The following is a 20,310-nucleotide window of genomic DNA, read 5'->3' as shown; positions in this document are numbered from 1 at the left end:
TCAGAACGGCCACATTGGGGCTGTGCGTGCGTCAGACACGCAGCGCACCAATCACCGAACAGGGAGACGATCATGAAAAACCTCACTCTTTTGCTGGCGACCTCGGCCCTTGTCCTCACGCCGATCCTCGCCAGCGCCGAGACGCTGCGTTGGGCCCGTGCGGGCGACAGCCTGACGCTGGACCCCCACGCGCAGAACGAAGGACCGACCCACGCGCTGGCGCACCAGATCTACGAGCCGCTGATCATCCGCGACATGTTTGGTCAGTTCCAGGGCGCGCTGGCCACCGAATGGGGGCCCAAGGACGACGACCCAACCGTCTGGGTGTTCAAGCTGCGCGAGGGCGTGGTTTTTCAGGACGGCGCTGACTTTACCGCCGAAGATGTCGTGTTCTCGTTTGAGCGGGCAAAATCCGAAACGTCGGCGATGAAGGAACTCCTGACATCGATCACCGAAATTCGCGCGGTGGACGACTACACCGTGGAGTTCGTCACCGATGGACCGAACCCGATCCTGCCCAACAACTTCACCAACCTGTTCATCATGGACAAGGGCTGGACCGAAGCGAACGGCGTGACGAAGGTGCAGGACATCGCCAATGGCGAAACGACCTTTGCCGCGACCAACGCAAACGGCACCGGCCCTTACAAGCTGGTGGTCCGCGAGCCTGACGTGCGCACGGTCATTCAGGCCAGCGAGACCTACTGGGGATCCGGCGAGTTCCCGATGCAGGTCACGGAGGTGATCTATACGCCGATCCAGAACGCGGCGACCCGTGTCGCGGCGCTTCTGTCGGGCGAAGTCGATTTCATTCAGGATGTGCCGGTGCAGGATCTGGGCCGAGTCGCTGGTACGGATGGGCTGGAGATCCGGACCGCCCCGCAGAACCGCGTGATCTTCTTCGGAATGAACTCCGGGGCTGATGACATAACCCGTGACAGCGTCGAAGGCGCCAACCCGCTTGCCGATGTCCGTGTGCGCAAGGCAATGTCGATGGCCATCAACCGCGATGCGATCCAGCAAGTCGTGATGCGCGGCCAGTCCGCGCCCGCCGGCATGATCGCACCGCCCTTCGTAAACGGCTGGACCGCCGAAATGGACGCCATGTCGTCGACCGATGTCGAGGCGGCCAAGGCGCTGATGGCCGAGGCAGGCTACGCGGACGGGTTCTCGATCCAGCTCGATTGCCCGAATGACCGCTACATCAACGACGAAGCCATTTGTCAGGCGGCAGTCGGCATGTTGGGCCAGATCGGGGTGACCGTGAACCTTGATGCGAAACCAAAGGCGCAGCACTTCCCTCTCATTCAGAATGGCGAGACGGATTTCTACATGCTGGGCTGGGGGGTGCCGACCTACGATTCCGAGTATATCTTCAACTTCCTCGTTCACACCCGTGGTGGAGATCGCGGATCATGGAATGGCACCGGCTTCAGCGATGCGGACGTTGATGCGAAGATCGTGAGCCTCGCCTCCGAGACCGATCTGGCTGCGCGGAATGCTACGATCTCGGAAATCTGGAATGTCGTGCAGGAACAGCAGCTTTACATCCCGGTACACCATCAGGTGCTGAACTGGGGTGGCAAGGCGAACGTCAAGTATCCGAACGTGGATCCGGAAGACCAGCCAAAGTTCAAGTTCTTCGAACTAAACTGACGGGCCCGAACATGACGACAAACGCCGGGTCGTATGGCCCGGCGTTTTGCATTTTTCGATCATTCCTGTGGTCAACCGTGTTCAGTTGATCGCAAAAGGCGCGGATTGATCCGCTCGGGCGCAAACCGGCTGTGGTTCGCGCGAGCCCGCCGCAGTAGCCTGACCCCATGACCGCCTCTGTTCAGGATATCATGCCGGGCTTGCATATTCGCCAGTACCGGCAGGCCCGGTTCGACCGGATCGTCAGCCCTTTTCCGGGGGTCATCCGTGTCGAGTTGGGGGAAAAGAAGGTCGGCGCCGGGGCAGACACGCTTTCTGTCGGCGCCGGGTCCTACGTGATTTTGCCAGAGCATACCGAAATGACCGTCGAGAACCTGCCGGAACCCGGTATGGGCTATGCGGCAACCGCCCTCGCGTTTTCCCGTGCAGTGTTCGAAGCGGCCTATTCAAGGTTCGATCCGATGCTTCTTGGCCGCGCGGAAACCGTTCAATCCTGTGCTGCCGGACCGGAGGTCGCGGCGGCCTTCGAGGCCGCAATGCTGGGCCTTGCAAATGGCGCCCCGAAGCCGCGAACTGATCTTCTTTCGGAGCGGCTTGCGCTGGAACTGGCCCTTGTCGGCGCGTGCCTGCCCCATCCGAGGCCGACACGCTTTGCCGATACGCTCAGGGAGTGTCTGGCCGCCGATATCTCCCGGTCATGGACAGCCGAGCGCGCGGCAGCCACACTTGGCATAAGCTCTTCCACGATACGTCGCAGACTGCGCGCCGAAGGAACCGCTTTCAGTTTCGTGCTGCGTGAGTTGCGTCTGGCCTCTGGCCTGCACCTGCTTCAGACCACGCGCTGGCCGATCGCCTCGGTCGCGCATGCGGTTGGCTACACTTCGCCCTCGCGGTTTTCGCAACGGTTTCGCGCCCGGTTCGGAATGGCGCCGGGCGACGTGCGCAAACCTCCTTCAGGCTGACAAGACAGGAACCCAATATGCCCCATCCCCCCTTGGCAATTGCCGCCTTGAACGTTCCGCCGCGCATAAGCAAATCCGCCTATCCGCCCCCGTTCGACAGTGTCGTTGCAGGTCGGACAAAGCGCCAGCTTGGCAATGTGTTCGGCGTGCGCAACTTCGGTGTGAACCTCACGGAACTGGCTCCGGGCGCGCAATCCGCCTTGCTGCACCGTCACACCAAACAGGATGAGTTCGTGTATGTCCTGGACGGGTATCCGACCCTGAAAACGGATCAGGGCGAGATCGTGCTGGCACCGGGCATGTGCGCGGGCTTCCCTGCGGCCGGGATCGCGCATCATCTGGTGAACGAGACCTGGGACACTGTCCGGTACCTCGAAATCGGGGATCGCACGGCCGGGGACGAAGGGCGCTATCCGAATGACGATCTGGAGGCCCACCTTGTCGATGGGAAATGGGTCTTCACCTCAAAACTGGGGGTTCCCTATGACTGACACACAGCTTTTTACGTCCGAGATACTGGACGAGGCCGAAACATCGGTTCTGTGCTGGTTGGCGACAACCGATGCGGACGGTTGGCCCAGTGTCAGTCCCAAGCAGATCTGGGCGCCGAGCGGTCCGGACCGGGTCGTGATTGCCGAGATCGCCTCGCCCAACTCGGTGCGCAACATCCGCGCTGACCCGCGCGTTTGCGTCAGTTTCGTGGATGTCTTTCGGCAACGCGGGCATAAACTTTATGGGCGTGCGCAATTGGTCGGACCTGACAGCACAGAGTTTCGCCGCATTGGCGCAGTGGTACTCGCCATGGCCGGCGACGATTACCCGGTTCGCCAGCTTATTGTGGTCGATGTGGAACGGACCGCGCGCATTCGCGCGCCAAGCTACACGATTTTCCCGCATCGAACCGAGGCGGAGCGGCAGGCGATCGCCCATGACACCTATGGAGTGGTTCCAAAACCCTGAGCCGTGCGAGGTCATCACACCCCTGTGAACGGGCGGTTTTGCCAATGACCCGGTGGCGATCCGGCGTCACACTCGCGCGCAATGCGCCGCAAAGGCGCGCGTCCGATCACAGGGGGTCCCATGTTCAACCGTTTCACCGCAAGTGTGCTAGCGATATGCACCGCACTGCCCGCCGCCGCCGAGGAATTTCGCTGGTCATCGACCACCGATCCGCAAACAATGGACCCCCACGCGGTCAATTCGGCACCGGTGCTGGGGTTCCTCAACAATGTCTACGAAGGTTTGGTGCGCCGGGGGCGCGATATGGCTGTCGAGCCGGCGCTTGCCACGTCCTGGGAGCCTATCGGCGACGGAGAGGGGTGGCGCTTCACCCTTCGCGAGGGGGTGACGTTTCACGACGGGGCGGCGTTCACGGCAGAGGATGTGCTGTTTTCCTATGAGCGGGCATCATCCGAGCAATCCGACACCCGCAGCTGGTTTGCGCCGGTCTCGGAGGTGCGTGTCGTGGATGATTTCACTGTCGACATTCTGACCACTGCGCCCAATCCGATCTTTCCCGACAGCATTGCGAACTGGATGATCATGGACAGCGGTTGGGCAGAGGCAAACGAAACAACCCGCCCGGACAAGGAACAAGGCAACTTCGCAACGCTGAACACCAATGGCACCGGCGCATTTCGCGTGACTGCCCGCGAGCCGGGTCTGCGCACGGAATTGCAGCCGTTCGACGCCTGGTGGGGCGAGGTGGATCACAACATCACACGTGCGGAGTTCACCCCGATCCAGAACCCCGCAACAGCGGTGGCCGCGCTTTTGTCGGGCGATATCGACATGATCAACCCGGTGCCCATCCAGGATGCGGCCCGTCTTTCGCAACAACCAGGTGTTCAGGTGATCCAGGGGATCGAGGCGCGCGTGATCATGCTGGGTTTTGCGCATGAGGCGGACGCGCTGAAATACTCTGTCACCGATGATCCCGGCAACCCGTTCACCGATCCGCGTGTCCGTCGCGCGGTCGCGCAGGCCATCAACGTGCCTGCGATCCTGCAAACGATCATGCGGGGCAATGCGGAGGCTGTCAGCCAGATGGTCAGCCCGGCGATGCGCGGGTATTCCAAGGCCAACGCCGCGACCTACACCCACGACCCGGATGCGGCGCGTGCCGCGCTGGCGGAGGCGGGGTATCCGGATGGGTTCTCGTTCGGGCTGAAATGTCCCAATGACCGGTATCTGAATGACGAGGCCGTGTGTCAGGCGATCACCTCCATGCTCGCTCAGGTCGGACTCGAGGCGCAACTGGAAGCGATGCCCGTGCGCGGGTACTGGCCGCGTCTGCGCGAAGACGATTTCGACATGTATCTGCTTGGCTGGTCGCCTGGCACGTTCGACGCCGAACACCCGGTACGGTTCCTTGCAGCCACGCCGAACGATGAAACGAAGCTGGGAAGCTGGAATTTCGGCGGTTACTCCAACGCGCGGGTCGACGAGCTTCTGCCGCTGATCCAATCGGAAATCGACGAGCCGACCCGCCAGGCGATGCTGGACGAAGTGACCGCGATCCTTCAGGAAGACGCCGCCTATGTACCCTTGTACGTCCAGCCGTTGCTCTGGGGGGCGCAGGGCAATATTTCGCTGACCCAACGACCGGACAACTTCTTCATCCTGCGCTGGGTGACTGTAAACTGAGCATGCCGAAAAAACGGGCCGCCTGCTGCGACTGACGCGTGGCGGCGGCCTGACGTAACGCTCCGGCCCGGGGGCTCTTGACGCTGACCACGCGGCAGGGGAACACTGCCTGATCAAATGGTGGGGGTGCCATGCTGGCCTATATCATTCGCCGGGTCTTTCAGTCGTTCGTCGTACTTTTGATTGTCGGACTTGTGGCGTTCTCGATGTTCCGTTTCGTCGGCGATCCGATCGACAACCTGCTGGGTCAGGAGCGCACCCTTGAGGATATCGAGAGGCTGCGGACTCAACTGGGCCTCGATGATCCGTTTCTGGTGCAATATTGGAACTTTCTGAGCCGCGCGATGCAGGGGGACCTGGGGATTTCCTACAGGCAGTCGCGGCCGGTGGCGGAAATCCTGCTGGAACGTGCGCCGGCCACGCTGGAACTCGCCGCGGTATCGGGATTATTCGCGATCGGGTTCGGGATCCTTCTGGGCATCTTCACGGCAATCCGGCGCGATGGCTGGGCCTCCAGCGTCATCATGTCCGTCTCACTGATCGGTGTGTCTTTGCCGACGTTTCTGATCGGCATCCTTTTGATCTACATCTTCGCGGTGGAACTGAACTGGCTGCCCAGTTTCGGGCGTGGGGAAGTCGTGGATCTGGGCGGCTGGACGACGGGGTTCCTCACGTCTAGCGGGCTCAAGGCGCTCATACTCCCGGCCATTACTTTGGGTCTGTATCAGATGACCTTGATCATGCGTCTGGTCCGATCCGAGATGCTGGAAGTGCTGCGCGCGGACTATATTCGGTTTGCCCGCGCGCGCGGGCTGCGCGAGAAGACAGTGAATTTCCGTCACGCACTCAAGAACACATTGGTGCCTGTAATCACGGTCACGGGGTTGCAACTCGGCTCCATCATCGCGTTCGCAATCATCACCGAGACCGTGTTTCAATGGCCGGGCGTGGGCTTGCTCTTCATCAACGCGATCCAGTTTGTCGATATTCCGGTCATGGCCGCCTACCTGATGCTCATCTCGGTGCTGTTTGTCGGAATAAACCTGATCGTTGATCTGCTTTATTTCGCGATTGATCCGCGTCTGCGCGCCGATCGCAGCACTGTCGGAGGACACTGATGACCGATCTGCCGCAAGAGACCCCTGTCGTCCCGGAGGTGCGCGCCAAGTCCCGACTTGCCGTGGCTTGGGACAGCGATGTCGCCTACAGCTTCCGCCGGTCTCCCGTCGCCGTTGTGTCCGCCTTTGTCGTCCTGGTTCTGGTCCTGTCCGCTGTTTTCGCGCCGTGGGTCGCACCATACGATCCGTTCAACCCGGCCTCGCTGAACCTGATGAACGGGTTTTCGAAACCGATGGAGCCAAATGCATTCACAGGCGACGTCTTCTGGTTGGGCACGGATGATCAGGGGCGCGATGTGTTCTCCACCATCCTGTATGGCATGCGCGTGTCGCTGTTCGTCGGCTTCGCCGCCGTTGGCTTTGCGCTTGTCCTCGGCGTCACGCTGGGCCTGATCGCGGGCTATGTGGGGGGCTGGGTCGAAACGCTGATCATGCGTGTGGCTGACGTGCAGCTGACCTTTCCGGCGATCCTCGTGGCGATGCTTATCTTTGGCATCGCCAAGGGCATCACCCCGGTTGAGTACCGCGACCAGATGGCGATCTGGGTGCTTATCCTGGCCATCGGCTTGTCGGACTGGGTGCAGTTCGCCCGCGTCGTGCGCGGCGCAACGCTGGTGGAAAAGAACAAGGAGTATGTTCAGGCAGCACGCCTTATCGGGCGCGGGTCCGGCGCAATCATGCTGCGCCACATCCTGCCAAACGTGCTGTCGCCAGTGCTCGTTATCGCCACCATCTCCCTCGCCCTGGCAATCATTGCAGAGGCAACGCTGTCCTTCTTGGGCGTCGGCGCACCACCCACACAGCCCTCCCTTGGCACATTGATCCGTATCGGGCAGGGCTTCTTGTTCTCGGGAGAGTGGTGGATCCTTCTGTTTCCAGCCATCACGTTGCTGGCGCTGGCATTGAGTGTGAATTTGCTGGGCGACTGGCTGCGCGACGCGTTGAACCCGAGGCTGCGCTAAGTGGCAAGGCCGGGTGCAGACCGCGACTTCAGCCAGGGCTTCGGTGGCTTTCTGCTGCTTGGCGGGGCGCTGGTCGTGTTCGCGGTGCTTTGGCCTTTCGCGCAACTGTTGTGGTCGGACGGTACGCGCACGCAGGTCATCCTCGTGGGTTCGGTACTATCTGTGCTTGGCACATTGGTGTCCGCCATTGTCGGTGTGTTGCTCTTCAACCGGCAACAGTCCGCGCGCGAAGATGAACGTCGCGCCGAACGAGAGAGCGAAGACGCCCACGCCAAACAGGAGCGTCTGCGGTTTCGTGTGAACCTTGCGGTCGCCTTGCGTGCAGAGATCCGCGAAAGCGCGTCGCGACTGACGGAGCAGTTCACCCACGACGCTATTCTGGATCAACTCTCCGTCGACCGGTCGAATCTTGATAACGCTCTGGACGCGTCGGGCAGTTCCACAGCCATGCCGCGTGGTATAGCACTGGAACCGAATATCATTTTCGACAATCATACCGACCGCCTTTACGAACTTCCCGATGCGGTCATTCGCGCGCTGGTGCGCTATTACCAGAACGATCTCTATCTGAACCGTTATTTGCAGCGCATGAGCGACGGCGCCTTCAACGGCATCGCAGTTCAGCGCCAGAAGATGGCCGTCGTGTACTACCGCGAGATCGGGCGTACGACGCTGCTTGCAGCACTTCGAGCGCAAGCGGTGCTGAGGGCATATCTGATCGACAAAGGTCAGGTGGATCTGCCGACAACCGGTGATGTCCGGTCGGCCGCAGCACGTCTGCTGTCGGATGTGGATGATAATAAGGCGGTTGCAACACTCATCCGGAGCGGAGATGGGACGCGCTTCAACAACGCGGAAGAGGCCGCTGAAATATTTGAAGAACTGGCGCGTATAGACCCACAAGACGCGCTCGCTGACTACACGCGCGCGATCGGGTACGACGTCAAACCGTTGGTTTTGGGCCCGTCATGATGATCTCCTGCTACGCCGGATGTGTCCGGCATCACTGGTAAAAATATAGGAAGAAGGTAAGCAAATTGCAAACTGATCCTGTGCTCTCGATCCGCGATCTTGTCGTGGAGATTCCGACCCGGCACGCGTTGCTGCGGCCCGTCGACGCTGTTTCATACGACATTGCTGCGGGTGAAATTCTGGGTGTTGTCGGCGAGTCGGGTGCGGGGAAATCGATGGCAGGCAACGCCGTGATTGGCCTGCTCACGCCACCGGCCCGGATCACGAGCGGGGAGATTTTGCTCAACGGGCAGCGGATAGACAGCTTGTCTCGCGAGCAGATGCGGCGCTTGCGTGGCAAGGAAATCGGGATGGTGTTTCAAGATCCGCTGACCTCTCTCAACCCGTTGCTCAGGATCGGGGATCAATTGACTGAAACCATGCTGGAACACCTCCCGATCTCCCGGGAAGAAGCCGAGGAGCGTGCGGTCAAGGCGCTGGAAGAGGTCGGCATTCCCGCCGCCCGCCAGCGCGTCAATTCCTATCCGCATGAATTCTCCGGGGGCATGCGGCAACGGGTCGTGATCGCGCTGGCGCTGTGTGCCGAGCCCAGCCTCGTCATCGCCGATGAGCCGACAACCGCGCTGGATGTGTCGGTTCAGGCGCAAATCATCGCATTGCTGAAGCGGTTGTGTCGCGAACGCGGGACGGCCGTCATGCTGATCACTCATGACATGGGCGTGATTGCCGAAACCGCAGACCGGGTCGCGGTCATGTATGCAGGGCGATTGGCAGAACTGGGCCCGGTACGCGATGTCATCACCGACCCGCGTCATCCGTATACTTATGGCTTGATGGGCTCTACGCCGCTGGCCTCCAAGGGACGGAAACGGTTGCACCAGATTCCGGGGTCCATGCCGCGCCTTGGGCAGTTGCCGCCGGGCTGCGCCTTTGCCGCCCGATGCCCTCGGGTGGAAGACCGGTGTCAGGCCGACCCCGGACCCAGGATCAGCGACACGGGCGGGCGCGCCGCGTGCTGGTTCCCCATGCAGGGGCTCAAACCTACCGCTGCGGAGGTTGAGGCATGACCACGCTCGTCTCCGTCAAGAACCTCAGCAGACGCTTCGATGTCTCAAAGCCCTGGTTGAACCGCATGCTGGAGCGTCTGCCCAAAGCCATTCTGACCGCGGTTTCGGATGTGTCCTTCGATGTCGAAAACCGCACGATCTACGCCCTGGTCGGCGAGAGTGGTTCGGGCAAGTCGACGATCGGCAAGATGGTGGTGGGGCTGCTGCCGCCGTCGGAAGGCGGAGTTGAGATCAACGGCACGGATCTTGCGCGCGAGAGCGATGCTGACAAGCTGGATGCGGTGCGTTCCGACATTCAGATGATCTTTCAGGACCCGTTCGCGAGCCTCAATCCCCGCTGGCGGGTGCGCGATATCATCAACGAGCCGGTTTCGGCGCGGGGGGGGGATGTAACCGGACTGGCTGAACGTCTGCTGGAGCAGGTGGGTCTGGCTGCAGAGGATGCCCTGAAATTCCCCCACGAGTTCTCCGGCGGGCAAAGGCAGCGGATATGTATCGCGCGTGCACTGGCCTCGGGACCTAAGCTGATCGTGTGTGATGAACCGACGTCCGCGCTGGACGTGTCGGTTCAGGCGCAGGTCTTGAACCTGATGTCGGATCTGAAGGACGAGTTCGGCCTGACATATCTGTTCATCAGCCATGACCTGACCGTGGTGCAGCATATGGCGGACCGGATCGGGGTTCTCTATCTGGGGCGCCTGGTGGAAGAGGCTTCTCCCGCTGAGCTGTTCGAAACCCCGCGCCATCCGTACACGCAGATGCTGTTGGCGGCGGCGCCGCGCATGGACGGGTTCGGGCGCGAGGTTGATCCCCCGCAGGGCGAAATCCCCGACCCGATCAACCCGCCGACGGGTTGTGCATTTCACCCCCGGTGTCCGATAGCAGTCGCACGCTGTGCAAAAGAACGCCCCGAGCTGCGCGGCCTGGGCGGAGCCCGTGTGGCGTGTCATTTGGCCGAAGACTAGGGCGGGGCAACCGCGGCCCTTGGCATCTGTCCGCCAATCCGGCTCGTGACTTCGGCAGCGGCCGCTTTCACGGCCTCCCCGAGGCCGGGCAGGGCGCTGGCGGCAAACCGGGCGGAAGGGCCGGACACGGAGATACCCGCAACGGCTTCGCCGTACCCATCATAGATCACGGCGGCCACGCAGCTCATGCCTTCAAACCGTTCCTCATCGTCGAACGACCATCCCCGGATGCGGGTTTCCGACAGGTCGGCCATCAGGTCTTCGGGTGCGGTCAGGGTCTTGGGTGAGAATTGCTGCAAGCCGGTCCGTGTCAGAAGTTTCTGGGTATCTTGCTCGGACATCGCGGCCAGAAGCGCCTTGCCGATCCCGCTGGCATGCATTGGCCCGCGGGAGCCCGGACGATGAAAGGCGCGGATCGGATTGTGCGTTTCCACCTGACCGATGAAGACCACGTGATCGGCATCCAGAATGCCCATGTTCGCCGTCTCGCCGGTGTGTTCCATCAGATCGCGCATTGTGGACCTGCCCACCTCAAGAAGATTTGTGCGTTGCATGAAGGCTGAGCCGACACGGAACGCTTCGAGCCCCACGCGCCACGTCTGTGTTTCTTCGTCCATGTCGACAAACCCATGCTTTTCAAGCGTGGCAAGCACCCTGTGCGCGGTGGAAGCCGGCATTCCAAGCCGCATCGACATGTCCGACAGAGTTCCACCGCCGTCCCGCGCCAGTGCACTGAGAACAGCAAGGCCACGATCAAGAGCTTGAATCGTGCTCGCAGAGCTGTCGGTAAAGGCTGACTTCGGGCGCCCGCGCCCCCTGCGTTTGGGAATCGATTGGTCGTTCATGTCGTGTCCTCTTGGTCTTGGCTACAAGTATTGTTCTCTGAAAAACATTTTCAATAAAATTCTTGAGCGTGTACTGAAAAACAAAATAAGTAATATAAACATAGTCTTGATGTATTTACTTCGAAAATAAAAAATAATTCCAAAAAAATTGGAAAATATGGATCGTCCTGCTAGATAGAAAGTACAAGGAGGAAGGCCCATGTTCGATCAGAACCCTATTTTCATTCCCGGACCGACGAACGTTCCTGACCGGCTGCGGCGCGCTATGGATCGCCAGACCGTGGACCACCGGTCGCCAGCGTTTGCGGACATGTTGCCACGGCTGAAGGCGGGTGTGCGCAAGGTCTTCAACACAAGCGCAGCCGAAATCCTGTTCTTCCCGGCCTCTGGGACGGGCGGGTGGGAAGCTGCCGTGTCCAACACCCTGTCACCTGGCGACGCAGTTTTGATCGCGCGCTACGGAATGTTCAGCCATCGCTGGATCGACCTGTGCGAGCGTCATGGCCTGAACGTGCAGATCATTGAATGCGAGTGGGGAACCGGCGCGCCTGCCGAGCGGTTCGCCGAAGTTCTCTCCGCAGATACCGACCACAACATCAAGGCGGTCCTTGTCACGCACAACGAAACGGCGACCGGCGTGAGGTCTGACATCGGCGCGGTACGGCGTGCGATGAACACAGCGAACCATCCCGCGTTGCTGTTCGTTGATTGCGTGAGCTCTCTCGGGTCCATGCCGTTCGACATGGACGGCTGGGGCGTTGATATCGCGATCACCGGCAGCCAGAAAGGGTTCATGCTGTTTACCGGCATGTGCATCATGGCGATCGGTGACAAGGCTTTGGCAGCGCGCGAAACAGCGCAACTGCCGCGTACATTCCTGAGCTTTGATGACATGATGACCGCCAACGCGGGTGGCGGGTATCCTTATACGCCGCCGATCCAATTGATGTTTGGCCTCGAAGAAAGCCTGCGCATGCTCGAGGAAGAGGGGCTGGAGAACGTGTATGCGCGCCACTACCGCCTTGCCGAAGGTGTGCGCCGCGCCGTGAAGGCGTGGGGACTGACCCTGTGCGCGCAGAGCCCGGAGCTTTACTCCGACAGTGTAAGCGCCATCTACGTTCCCGAGGGCTTCGACAGCAACGCGCTTTGTGCGCATGCCCTCGAGACATACGATGTGTCGTTTGGTGTGGGGCTCGGCATGATGAACGGCAAGGCATTCCGCATCGGCCATCTGGGCGCGTTGACCGATGTCACCGTTCTGTCCGGCCTCGCGACGATTGAAATGGCAATGGCGGATCTCGACTATCCGATCACGCTGGGGTCAGGGGTGGCCGCAGCTCAGCAGTTCTATCGCACAACCGCAGGCGCGAGCCTTGCCAAAGCCGCCTGACAGGCGAGCGGGGGAAACCATGAAAGATACCATCGAACCAGCCGTGATCCCGACCTATGACGACGTCGTGACGGCGCATGAGCGGATCAAACCTTACATCCATCGCACGCCCGTCCTGACCTCCTCCTACTTCAACGACCTGGTTGGCGCGGAACTGTTCTTCAAATGTGAGAACTTCCAGAAGGCGGGCGCGTTCAAGGTCCGTGGCGCCTCCAATGCGGTGTTCGGCTTGTCTGACGACGTGGCAGAACGCGGTGTCGCAACGCACTCGTCAGGCAACCACGCGCTGTCTCTCAGCTATGCCGCCGGTCGCCGGGGTATACCGTGCCATGTGGTGATGCCGCGCACGGCGCCAGAGGCGAAGAAAGCCGCAGTGCGCGGATATGGCGGTCTCATCACCGAATGTGAACCATCCACGACCTCGCGCGAGGCCGTGTTTGCCGAAGTCGAGGAACGGACCGGTGCGGAATTCGTGCACCCCTACAATGACCCGCGTGTCGTGGCGGGGCAGGGCACCTGTTCGCGTGAATTCATGGAGCAGACAGATGGTCTGGACATGGTGATCGCGCCCATCGGCGGGGGGGGCATGATCTCTGGCTGCTGCCTGACCCTCAGCAACATCGCCCCCGAGGTCGAAATCATCGCGGCAGAGCCCGAACAGGCGGACGATGCCTATCGCAGCTTCAAGGCCGGGCACATCATTGCCGATGATGCGCCGGTGACAATTGCCGATGGCTTGAAAGTGCCGCTCAAGGATCTGACATGGCATTTCGTGTCGAACCATGTGTCCGACATCCTGACCGCGTCTGAGCAGGAGATCATCGATGCGATGAAGCTCACCTGGCAGCGGATGAAGATCGTGATGGAGCCGAGCTGCGCCGTGCCGCTCGCCACCATCCTGAAGAACAAAGAGAAATTCGCCGGCAAGCGCGTCGGTGTCATCGTAACTGGCGGCAATGTCGATCTCGACAAACTGCCGTGGATCATGAGCTAAGCGGGGAGAACCACCATGAACGCAGAAGCAAAATTTGCGGATCTTGAAGTCGGCTACAACATTCCGGCAGCCATCGGGATGGACGAGGCCGACATCCAGACGCCATGCCTTGTGTTGGATTTGGACGCACTTGAGCGCAACGTTGCCAAGATGGGGCAGTTCGCCAAGGAGATGGGCGTCCGGCACCGCGTACACGGCAAGATGCACAAGTCGGTCGATGTGGCCAAGATGCAAATGGAACTGGGCGGTGCCTGCGGTGTTTGCTGTCAGAAAGTGTCCGAGGCCGAGGCCTTCGCGCGCGGTGGCATCACTGATGTCCTGGTGTCCAACCAGGTGCGCGACCCGGCCAAAATCGACAGGCTGGCACGCATCCCCCGGTTGGGCGCCCGTGCGATCTGCTGCGTGGACGATGTCGAAAACGTTGCCGACCTGTCTGCCGCTGCGCAGAAGCATGGTACGCAGATCGAATGCCTGGTCGAGATTGACTGCGGGGCAGGCCGCTGTGGTGTGACCACGACCCCCGAGGTTGTTGAAATTGCCAAGGCTATCGACGCGGCGCCGGGCCTGAAGTTTGCGGGGCTGCAGGCCTATCAGGGCGCGATGCAACACCTCGACAGCTATGACGAGCGCAAAGCCAAGATCGATATCGCGGTCGCCATGGTCAAAGACGCGGTCGACACGCTGAAAACCGAAGGTCTGGAATGTGACATCGTTGGGGGTGGCGGCACCGGCTCCTACTACTTCGAGGGCAACTCGGGTGTCTATAACGAGCTCCAATGCGGATCCTATGCGTTCATGGATGCGGATTACGGGCGTATCCTCGACAAGAATGGCAACCGCATTGACCAGGGCGAATGGGAAAACGCGTTGTTCATCCTGACTTCGATCATGAGCCATGCGAAAGCAGACAAGGCGATCTGCGATGCGGGCCTCAAGGCCCAGTCGGTGGACAGTGGCCTGCCGGTCATCTTCGGGCGCGACGATGTCGAGTACGTCAAATGTTCGGACGAGCACGGTGTGATCATGGATCCCGACGGCAAGCTCAAGGTGAACGACAAGCTGAAGCTGGTGCCCGGGCATTGCGATCCGACCTGCAACGTGCACGATTGGTATGTCGGTGTGCGCGGCGGCAAGGTCGAGGCGCTGTGGCCCGTCACGGCCCGCGGTCTGGCCTACTAAGCCAAACCTGAAGCAGGGGGCGCAGGTCGCCTCCTTCTTCTTTGCTGAAATACTCCCGCCGGAGGCATCCCTATGCCTGCCAGCGGACCGCCATCTGAGGGGAGGGCAGCCATGCTCCAGAAACTGGACACCGACGGTCTCGTGATCGTCACGGAAGAGGTTTGTCAGAAAGTCGTTGATCGCGCGCTGGCTTTTGATGCCGTCAAGGACGTATTCGGGGCGATGGCCCGAGGGGACGCTTACAACTTCCCGGTCATCCGGGAGGCGATTGGCCACGAGGATGCCCTTTATGGCTTCAAGTCCGGCTTCGACAAGGCAGGCATGGTCCTGGGCGTGAAGGCCGGGGGCTATTGGCCCAACAACATGGCCAAGGGCATTATCAACCACCAGTCGACGGTGTTTCTGTTCGACCCAGACACCGGCAAGCTCAAGGCGCTGGTTGGTGGCAACTACCTGACCGCGATCCGCACCGCGGCATCATCTGCGGTGTCCATCGACCAGTTGGCGCGCAAGGACGCGAAGGTTCTCGGCATGGTCGGTGCGGGGCATCAGTCCACCTTCCAGCTGCGCGCAGCCGTCGAGCAGCGCGATTTCGAAAAAGTCGTGTGCTGGAATGCCCATCCAGAGATGATCCCGAACCTCGGCAAGGTTGCCGGAGAGTTGGGCATTCCATTCGAAGCGGTAGAGCGGGAACAACTGGGGGCAGAAGCGGATGTGATCATCACCATCACCTCTGCATTCGAGTCCCTGATCGATGCGCACTATATCCGGCCTGGCACCCACCTGGCCTGCATGGGGACGGACACCAAGGGCAAGCAGGAGGTTTCAACCGAACTCGTGGCCAAAGCCACGCTCTTTACCGACGAGGTTGCGCAGTCTACGACCATCGGCGAGACCCAGCATGCCATCGCCGCGGGATTGATCTCGGAGGCGGACGTGACGCCAGTGGGCATGGTCATCAATGGTGATCACCCGGGCCGAACTTCGGATGACGAGATCACCCTGTTCGACGGCACGGGGGTTGGCCTTCAGGATCTTGCCGTGGCGGCCGTTGCCGCCGAGCAGGCCGTCGCCACGGGCGAAGCGACGCAAGTCGCCCTCTAAGCTGTTTGTCACAAGCTTACAAGGCGGCGTCCTGTGGGGCGCCGCTATGCTGTTTAGCGTGTCATATGCGTGTTTTGACCCTGCGTCAGACTGCACGTGACGTTGGGTCAGCAATTCTTGTTTCGGATCAACTCCTGACGTTTACTGCCTGCGCGACCTAGGAGGATGTTCAATGATAAAAACAGGATTGATCTGCTTCACGTTCACACTGGCCAGCGCATTTCCTGCGGCAGCCAAGTCACTACCTGACATCTATACCAGTCTGTTCATTCTCGGCGACAGTCTGAGCGACAACGGCACCACCGCGCCGGTGGGCTCTGTCTCCAGCAACGGTCCGGTTTGGAACGACCCGCTGCTTGAGCAGTTCGAAGTTGCCGGAAAGACATCCGTGAACCTTGCGTCCGGCGGGGCGACTGCTGCGGGTACAAGCGCGATCGATCTTGCGGCACAGGTGGCACAGTTCCAAAACTTCGCAGCACCCAAGGGTGACCGCCCCCTTGTCTCGCTCTGGTTCGGGGGAAATGACCTTTTGCCGGACGATCCCATCAACGCGCCATTTGCCAATTTCACCCTTGCCAATGCCCAGGCGGCAGCTTTCGCCATCGATGCGCAGGTCGACGTTCTGATCGGCGATGGTGTCAGCGACTTTCTGATCTTCGGTCTGCCGGATCTGGGGAAAATTCCCCTGACCTCCACCGCTCCGCCGGCTTTGCAGCAGCAGGCGTCTTTGCTGTCGAGCGCGTTTGATGCGACCTTACAGGCCATCTTGCCGACTGACGTCAATATCACCTTTATCGACATTTTCTCGCTGACCGGGGCGACGGTGGCTGACCCGGCGTCGTTCGGGTTCTCAACCCTTTTCCCGTGCACACTTTCACCGCTGGTTGACTGCGCGGACACGCCGTTCTGGGATCCGATCCACCCCACTTCGGCGGCCCATGCGATCATCGGCGCGGAAGTTCGCGCCGCGTTAGAACCGGTGCCCCTGCCTGCCGGAGCCTGGTTGTTGCTGACTGGCCTTGCTGCCGTTGGCGGGCTGAGACGTCGCAAGGCCATTGCCAGCTAGGGGACAAGGGGCGTCGCACTTCAGGGCCGGGCCAACGGGCCGGCTCTTTTTTCTGGATCAGCCGCGTCCGCGATAGGGCGGTACGCCCTGATCCGGTATCCAGACCGCCTCGGGTGGCGCGCCGGTCTGCCAGAACACGTCAATCGGAATACCTCCGCGCGGGTACCAGTACCCGCCTATGCGCAGCCAGCTCGGTTCCAGGAATGTCACCAGCCGCCGCGCGATCGAGATCGTGCAATCCTCGTGAAACGCGCCGTGGTTACGGAACGCGCCGAGGTACAGTTTCAGCGATTTGCTCTCGACCAGCCACGCGCCCGGAACATAGTCGATCACGAGATGCGCAAAGTCGGGTTGGCCGGTCATCGGGCAAAGCGACGTGAATTCGGGTGCCGTGAACCGCACGGTGTACGACACATCCGGTTGCGGGTTCGCCACACGCTCCAGTTCCGCCGCTTCTGGGCTGTCGGGAAGGGTCGTCATGCCACCCAACTGCTTGAGGTTGTCGTAGATCGAGCCGCTCATCTTACTGTTCCCATGTCATTTTGTGCGGAACCTGCGGGTCCGGCGGGGGAAGCACAAGCGCAAAATACACATTTTCGGGCCATGTTTTTCGGCAGCTTTCAAGGCCGAAAAAACAGGCTATGCCTATGCGACCAAAGGACAAAGTAAGACCGACGAACGTCTGATGCAAAACTTCTGTCGCCTGTGAAATGGTGCCGCCTATTGGCTTGAATCACAGCGTGGACCCGGTTTGCAACTCTACACCAAGCACCATCTTGAAAAAGTAGACGCGGTTTTACGCTCCTCGTCGGCTGCGGCCAGATCGCGTCTGGCGGCAAGTTGGCGGCGCTCGGTGGATGTGCATGGGCTTGACCCGGCCAGGCAGGGGGCGCCAGAGCGTGTTGACGCATCCGACTTGTGCTTGCGGCTCGAGACACATGCGCAATTTCTGGAAATCGCCTCACCCCGGCTCGATGCCCTGTTCGGGTTGGTGGGGTGGTCGGGCTGCGCGGTCCTTTTGACCGATGCGGATGGGATTGTCCTTGAACAACGGGTCAAAGCCGCCGATGCGCCGGTTTTCGACAGTTGGGGTCTGAGCAAAGGGGCCGACTGGAGCGAGAAGAGCGAAGGCACGAACGGGATCGGAACCTGCCTGACCGAGCGGCGTCGGGTTATCATCGACCGCGACGACCATTTCTTTGCCCGCAACACCGGCATGAGTTGCATTGACGCCCCCATTTTTGGACCCGAGGGGCAGGTGCTTGCCGCGCTGGATGTGTCTTCGGCGCGTGCCGACCAGACAGAGGCGTTCAACAACCTGATCGCCGCACAAGTCACTCAGACGGCCCGGTACATCGAAGAAGCGATGTTCCGACTGACCTATGCCAGCGCCCGGATCGTCGTGGCCGAGGGGACGGATGCCGAAGCGGCCACCTTGCTGGCCATCGACAGCGACGACCTTGTGATCGGCGCAACCAAGGACGCACGGCGGGTCTTCTCGCTCGATGCGAGCGGCACCATCACGCCCAAACCCGCAAGCGATATTCTGGGCCGAACCGAAGGTCCATCTGGGTTCGAGAAGGCGGAACGTGCGGCCGTGGTCCGGGCCCTTGCGCGCACCAACGGCAATGTCAGCGCCGCCGCTCGACATCTCGGGATCGGACGCGCAACGCTCTACCGCCGTATGAAACGTCTGCAATTGGACGATAAGCGAGGTCACCTGTCTCAGGGCTGAGACACCTTTTGCAGTCGCGGCATGGAACGTCTGGTGACCCACATGCACGAACACGGCAAACGCTGGACCACCCGGAGAAAATTTGCCCGGGATCAGGAGGAATACTCAATGAATGATATGACCCAAACCGAGCTTGGTACCTATACCTCGCCGTTCAAGCTGCGCTACGAGAACTTCATCGGTGGTGAGTTCGTCCCCCCCGTGAACGGTCGCTATTTCGAGAACGTCACGCCGATCACTGGTGCCATGATCAACGAGATCCCGCGCTCCGACGCGGCGGATATTGAACTGGCGCTGGATGCGGCACATGCCGCAAAAGACGCGTGGGGCAAGACGTCCACGACCGAGCGCTCGAACATTCTGCTCAAGATCGCGGACCGGATCGAGGAAAACCTCGAACTGATCGCGCAGGCAGAGACATGGGACAACGGCAAGCCGATCCGCGAAACCATGGCCGCCGATATTCCGCTCGCAGCCGATCATTTCCGCTATTTCGCCGGCACCCTGCGCGCGCAGGAAGGTCATATGTCCGAGATCGACAATGACACTGTCGCCTATCACTTCCATGAACCGCTGGGTGTGGTCGGTCAGATCATCCCCTGGAACTTCTCCATCCTGATGGCGGCCTGGAAGCTGGCGCCTGCGCTGGCCGCCGGCAACTGCATCGTGATGAAGCCCGCCGAACAGACCCCGGCTGCCATTCTGGTCCTGATGGAAAAGATCGCTGACCTGCTGCCCGCCGGTGTTCTGAACATCGTGAATGGCTACGGCGCAGAGGTCGGCAGCGCGCTGGCCACATCCAAGCGGATCGCCAAGATCGCGTTCACCGGATCCACCGCAACCGGTCGCAAGATCATGGAGGCCGCAACGGTCAACTTGATCCCTGTCACGCTGGAACTGGGCGGCAAGTCGCCGAACATCTTCTTCTCGGACGTGATGGCGAAGGATGACGCGTTCCTCGACAAGGCTGTTGAAGGTTTCGTGCTGTTCGCCTTCAACCAGGGTGAGGTCTGCACCTGCCCGAGCCGCGCACTGATCCAGGAAGACATCTACGAAGAGTTCATCGCGCGCGCCATTGCCCGTGTTAAGGCGATCAAGCAAGGCGATCCCCGCAACCCCGAGACGATGGTCGGCGCGCAGGCGTCCAAGGAGCAGCAGGAGAAGATCCTGTCCTACCTGACCATCGGTGTCGAGGAAGGGGCCGAGGTTCTGGCCGGTGGCGCGGCAGCCCAGATGGGCGGCGAACTGGAAGGTGGCAACTACATCCAGCCGACGATCCTGAAAGGCCACAACAAGATGCGCGTGTTCCAGGAAGAGATCTTCGGACCGGTCGTGTCCGTCACGACCTTCAAGGATGAGGCCGAAGCCCTCGCGATTGCCAATGACACGATGTACGGCCTTGGCGCCGGTGTCTGGTCGCGTGACGCGAACACCTGCTATCGCTTTGGCCGGGCCATCGAAGCCGGTCGCGTCTGGGTAAACAACTACCACGCCTATCCGGCACATGCCGCGTTTGGTGGATACAAGCAGTCTGGCATCGGTCGTGAAAACCACAAGATGATGCTTGACCACTACCAGCAGACCAAGAACATCCTGATGAGCTACAATCCCAACAAACTGGGCTTCTTCTAAGGTCGGGGGATTGGACT

Annotated in this window: 19 protein-coding genes; 17 read left to right on the top strand and 2 right to left on the bottom strand. The window is 60.8% G+C overall.

All coding sequences use genetic code 11. The features are described 5' to 3' along the window. Positions 1-72 precede the first annotated feature (72 nt). The 10 genes from ACP15N_RS05060 (at position 73) to ACP15N_RS05015 (ending at position 10,348) form a co-directional block, all read left to right on the top strand. Positions 73-1,656: an ABC transporter substrate-binding protein gene (locus ACP15N_RS05060; RefSeq protein ID WP_425091127.1), complete on the top strand. Its 1,584-nt coding sequence runs from the start codon at positions 73-75 to the stop codon at positions 1,654-1,656. A 167-nt stretch (positions 1,657-1,823) separates the two neighbouring features. Further along, positions 1,824-2,618, top strand: a complete 795-nt coding sequence (locus ACP15N_RS05055) for a helix-turn-helix transcriptional regulator (RefSeq protein ID WP_425091126.1) — start codon at positions 1,824-1,826, stop codon at positions 2,616-2,618. A gap of 17 nt (positions 2,619-2,635) precedes the next feature. Continuing rightward, a complete protein-coding gene (locus ACP15N_RS05050; RefSeq protein WP_425091125.1) occupies positions 2,636-3,109 on the top strand; it encodes a cupin domain-containing protein in 474 nt (157 codons plus the stop codon). Then, positions 3,102-3,578, top strand: a complete 477-nt coding sequence (locus tag ACP15N_RS05045) for a pyridoxamine 5'-phosphate oxidase family protein (protein WP_425091124.1) — start codon at positions 3,102-3,104, stop codon at positions 3,576-3,578. Before ACP15N_RS05050 ends, ACP15N_RS05045 begins: the two co-directional genes overlap by 8 nt. Positions 3,579-3,698: 120 nt before the next feature. After that, positions 3,699-5,264 carry an ABC transporter substrate-binding protein gene (locus ACP15N_RS05040; RefSeq protein WP_425091123.1) on the top strand — a complete coding sequence of 522 codons (1,566 nt, stop codon included), beginning with the start codon at positions 3,699-3,701 and terminating at the stop codon, positions 5,262-5,264. 131 nt (positions 5,265-5,395) lie between these two features. Further along, positions 5,396-6,382 (top strand): ABC transporter permease, encoded by a 987-nt coding sequence (locus tag ACP15N_RS05035; protein ID WP_425091122.1) that lies wholly within the window; start codon positions 5,396-5,398, stop codon positions 6,380-6,382. Then, positions 6,382-7,344 (top strand): ABC transporter permease, encoded by a 963-nt coding sequence (locus ACP15N_RS05030; RefSeq protein WP_425091121.1) that lies wholly within the window; start codon positions 6,382-6,384, stop codon positions 7,342-7,344. Before ACP15N_RS05035 ends, ACP15N_RS05030 begins: the two co-directional genes overlap by 1 nt. Next, a complete protein-coding gene (locus tag ACP15N_RS05025) occupies positions 7,345-8,316 on the top strand; it encodes a hypothetical protein (protein WP_425091120.1) in 972 nt (323 codons plus the stop codon). Between the two features lie 65 nt (positions 8,317-8,381). After that, positions 8,382-9,383 (top strand): ABC transporter ATP-binding protein, encoded by a 1,002-nt coding sequence (locus ACP15N_RS05020; protein WP_425091119.1) that lies wholly within the window; start codon positions 8,382-8,384, stop codon positions 9,381-9,383. Continuing rightward, positions 9,380-10,348, top strand: coding sequence for an ABC transporter ATP-binding protein (locus ACP15N_RS05015; RefSeq protein ID WP_425091118.1), 969 nt, complete (start codon positions 9,380-9,382; stop codon positions 10,346-10,348). Before ACP15N_RS05020 ends, ACP15N_RS05015 begins: the two co-directional genes overlap by 4 nt. Here the strand turns inward: ACP15N_RS05015 and bhcR are convergent. Next, entirely contained in the window at positions 10,345-11,193 is an 849-nt protein-coding gene (gene bhcR / locus ACP15N_RS05010; protein WP_425091117.1) for an HTH-type transcriptional regulator BhcR, read from the bottom strand. The genes ACP15N_RS05015 and bhcR overlap by 4 nt on opposite strands. Positions 11,194-11,392: 199 nt before the next feature. Here bhcR and bhcA point away from each other — a divergent pair, with 199 nt between their 5' ends. From bhcA to ACP15N_RS04985, 5 genes are all read left to right on the top strand, one after another. Continuing rightward, positions 11,393-12,583, top strand: coding sequence for an L-aspartate--glyoxylate aminotransferase BhcA (gene bhcA / locus ACP15N_RS05005; RefSeq protein WP_425091116.1), 1,191 nt, complete (start codon positions 11,393-11,395; stop codon positions 12,581-12,583). 19 nt (positions 12,584-12,602) lie between these two features. Continuing rightward, on the top strand, positions 12,603-13,577 hold the full coding sequence (gene bhcB, locus ACP15N_RS05000) for a beta-hydroxyaspartate dehydratase BhcB (protein ID WP_425091115.1): 975 nt from the start codon (positions 12,603-12,605) through the stop codon (positions 13,575-13,577). A 15-nt stretch (positions 13,578-13,592) separates the two neighbouring features. After that, on the top strand, positions 13,593-14,756 hold the full coding sequence (bhcC, locus tag ACP15N_RS04995; protein WP_425091114.1) for a 3-hydroxy-D-aspartate aldolase BhcC: 1,164 nt from the start codon (positions 13,593-13,595) through the stop codon (positions 14,754-14,756). 111 nt (positions 14,757-14,867) lie between these two features. Next, complete coding sequence (bhcD, locus tag ACP15N_RS04990; protein ID WP_425091113.1) at positions 14,868-15,860, top strand: iminosuccinate reductase BhcD; 993 nt, start codon at positions 14,868-14,870, stop codon at positions 15,858-15,860. Positions 15,861-16,032: 172 nt separating this feature from the next. Next, positions 16,033-16,926, top strand: a complete 894-nt coding sequence (locus ACP15N_RS04985; RefSeq protein WP_425091112.1) for an SGNH/GDSL hydrolase family protein — start codon at positions 16,033-16,035, stop codon at positions 16,924-16,926. Positions 16,927-16,983: 57 nt separating this feature from the next. Here the strand turns inward: ACP15N_RS04985 and queF are convergent, their stop codons facing one another. Further along, a complete protein-coding gene (queF, locus tag ACP15N_RS04980) occupies positions 16,984-17,448 on the bottom strand; it encodes a preQ(1) synthase (protein ID WP_425091111.1) in 465 nt (154 codons plus the stop codon). Positions 17,449-17,677: 229 nt separating this feature from the next. Here queF and ACP15N_RS04975 point away from each other — a divergent pair, with 229 nt between their 5' ends. Continuing rightward, positions 17,678-18,661: a GAF domain-containing protein gene (locus ACP15N_RS04975; protein WP_425091110.1), complete on the top strand. Its 984-nt coding sequence runs from the start codon at positions 17,678-17,680 to the stop codon at positions 18,659-18,661. A gap of 108 nt (positions 18,662-18,769) precedes the next feature. Further along, a complete protein-coding gene (gene adh, locus ACP15N_RS04970; protein WP_425091109.1) occupies positions 18,770-20,293 on the top strand; it encodes an aldehyde dehydrogenase in 1,524 nt (507 codons plus the stop codon). The last annotated feature ends 17 nt before the right edge of the window (positions 20,294-20,310 follow it).

It is taken from the genome of Tropicimonas sp. S265A (assembly GCF_049800835.1).
Lineage (GTDB): Bacteria > Pseudomonadota > Alphaproteobacteria > Rhodobacterales > Rhodobacteraceae > Dinoroseobacter.
The sequence above is the reverse complement of the archived record's forward strand: the minus strand, read 5'-3'. Positions and strand labels throughout refer to the sequence as shown.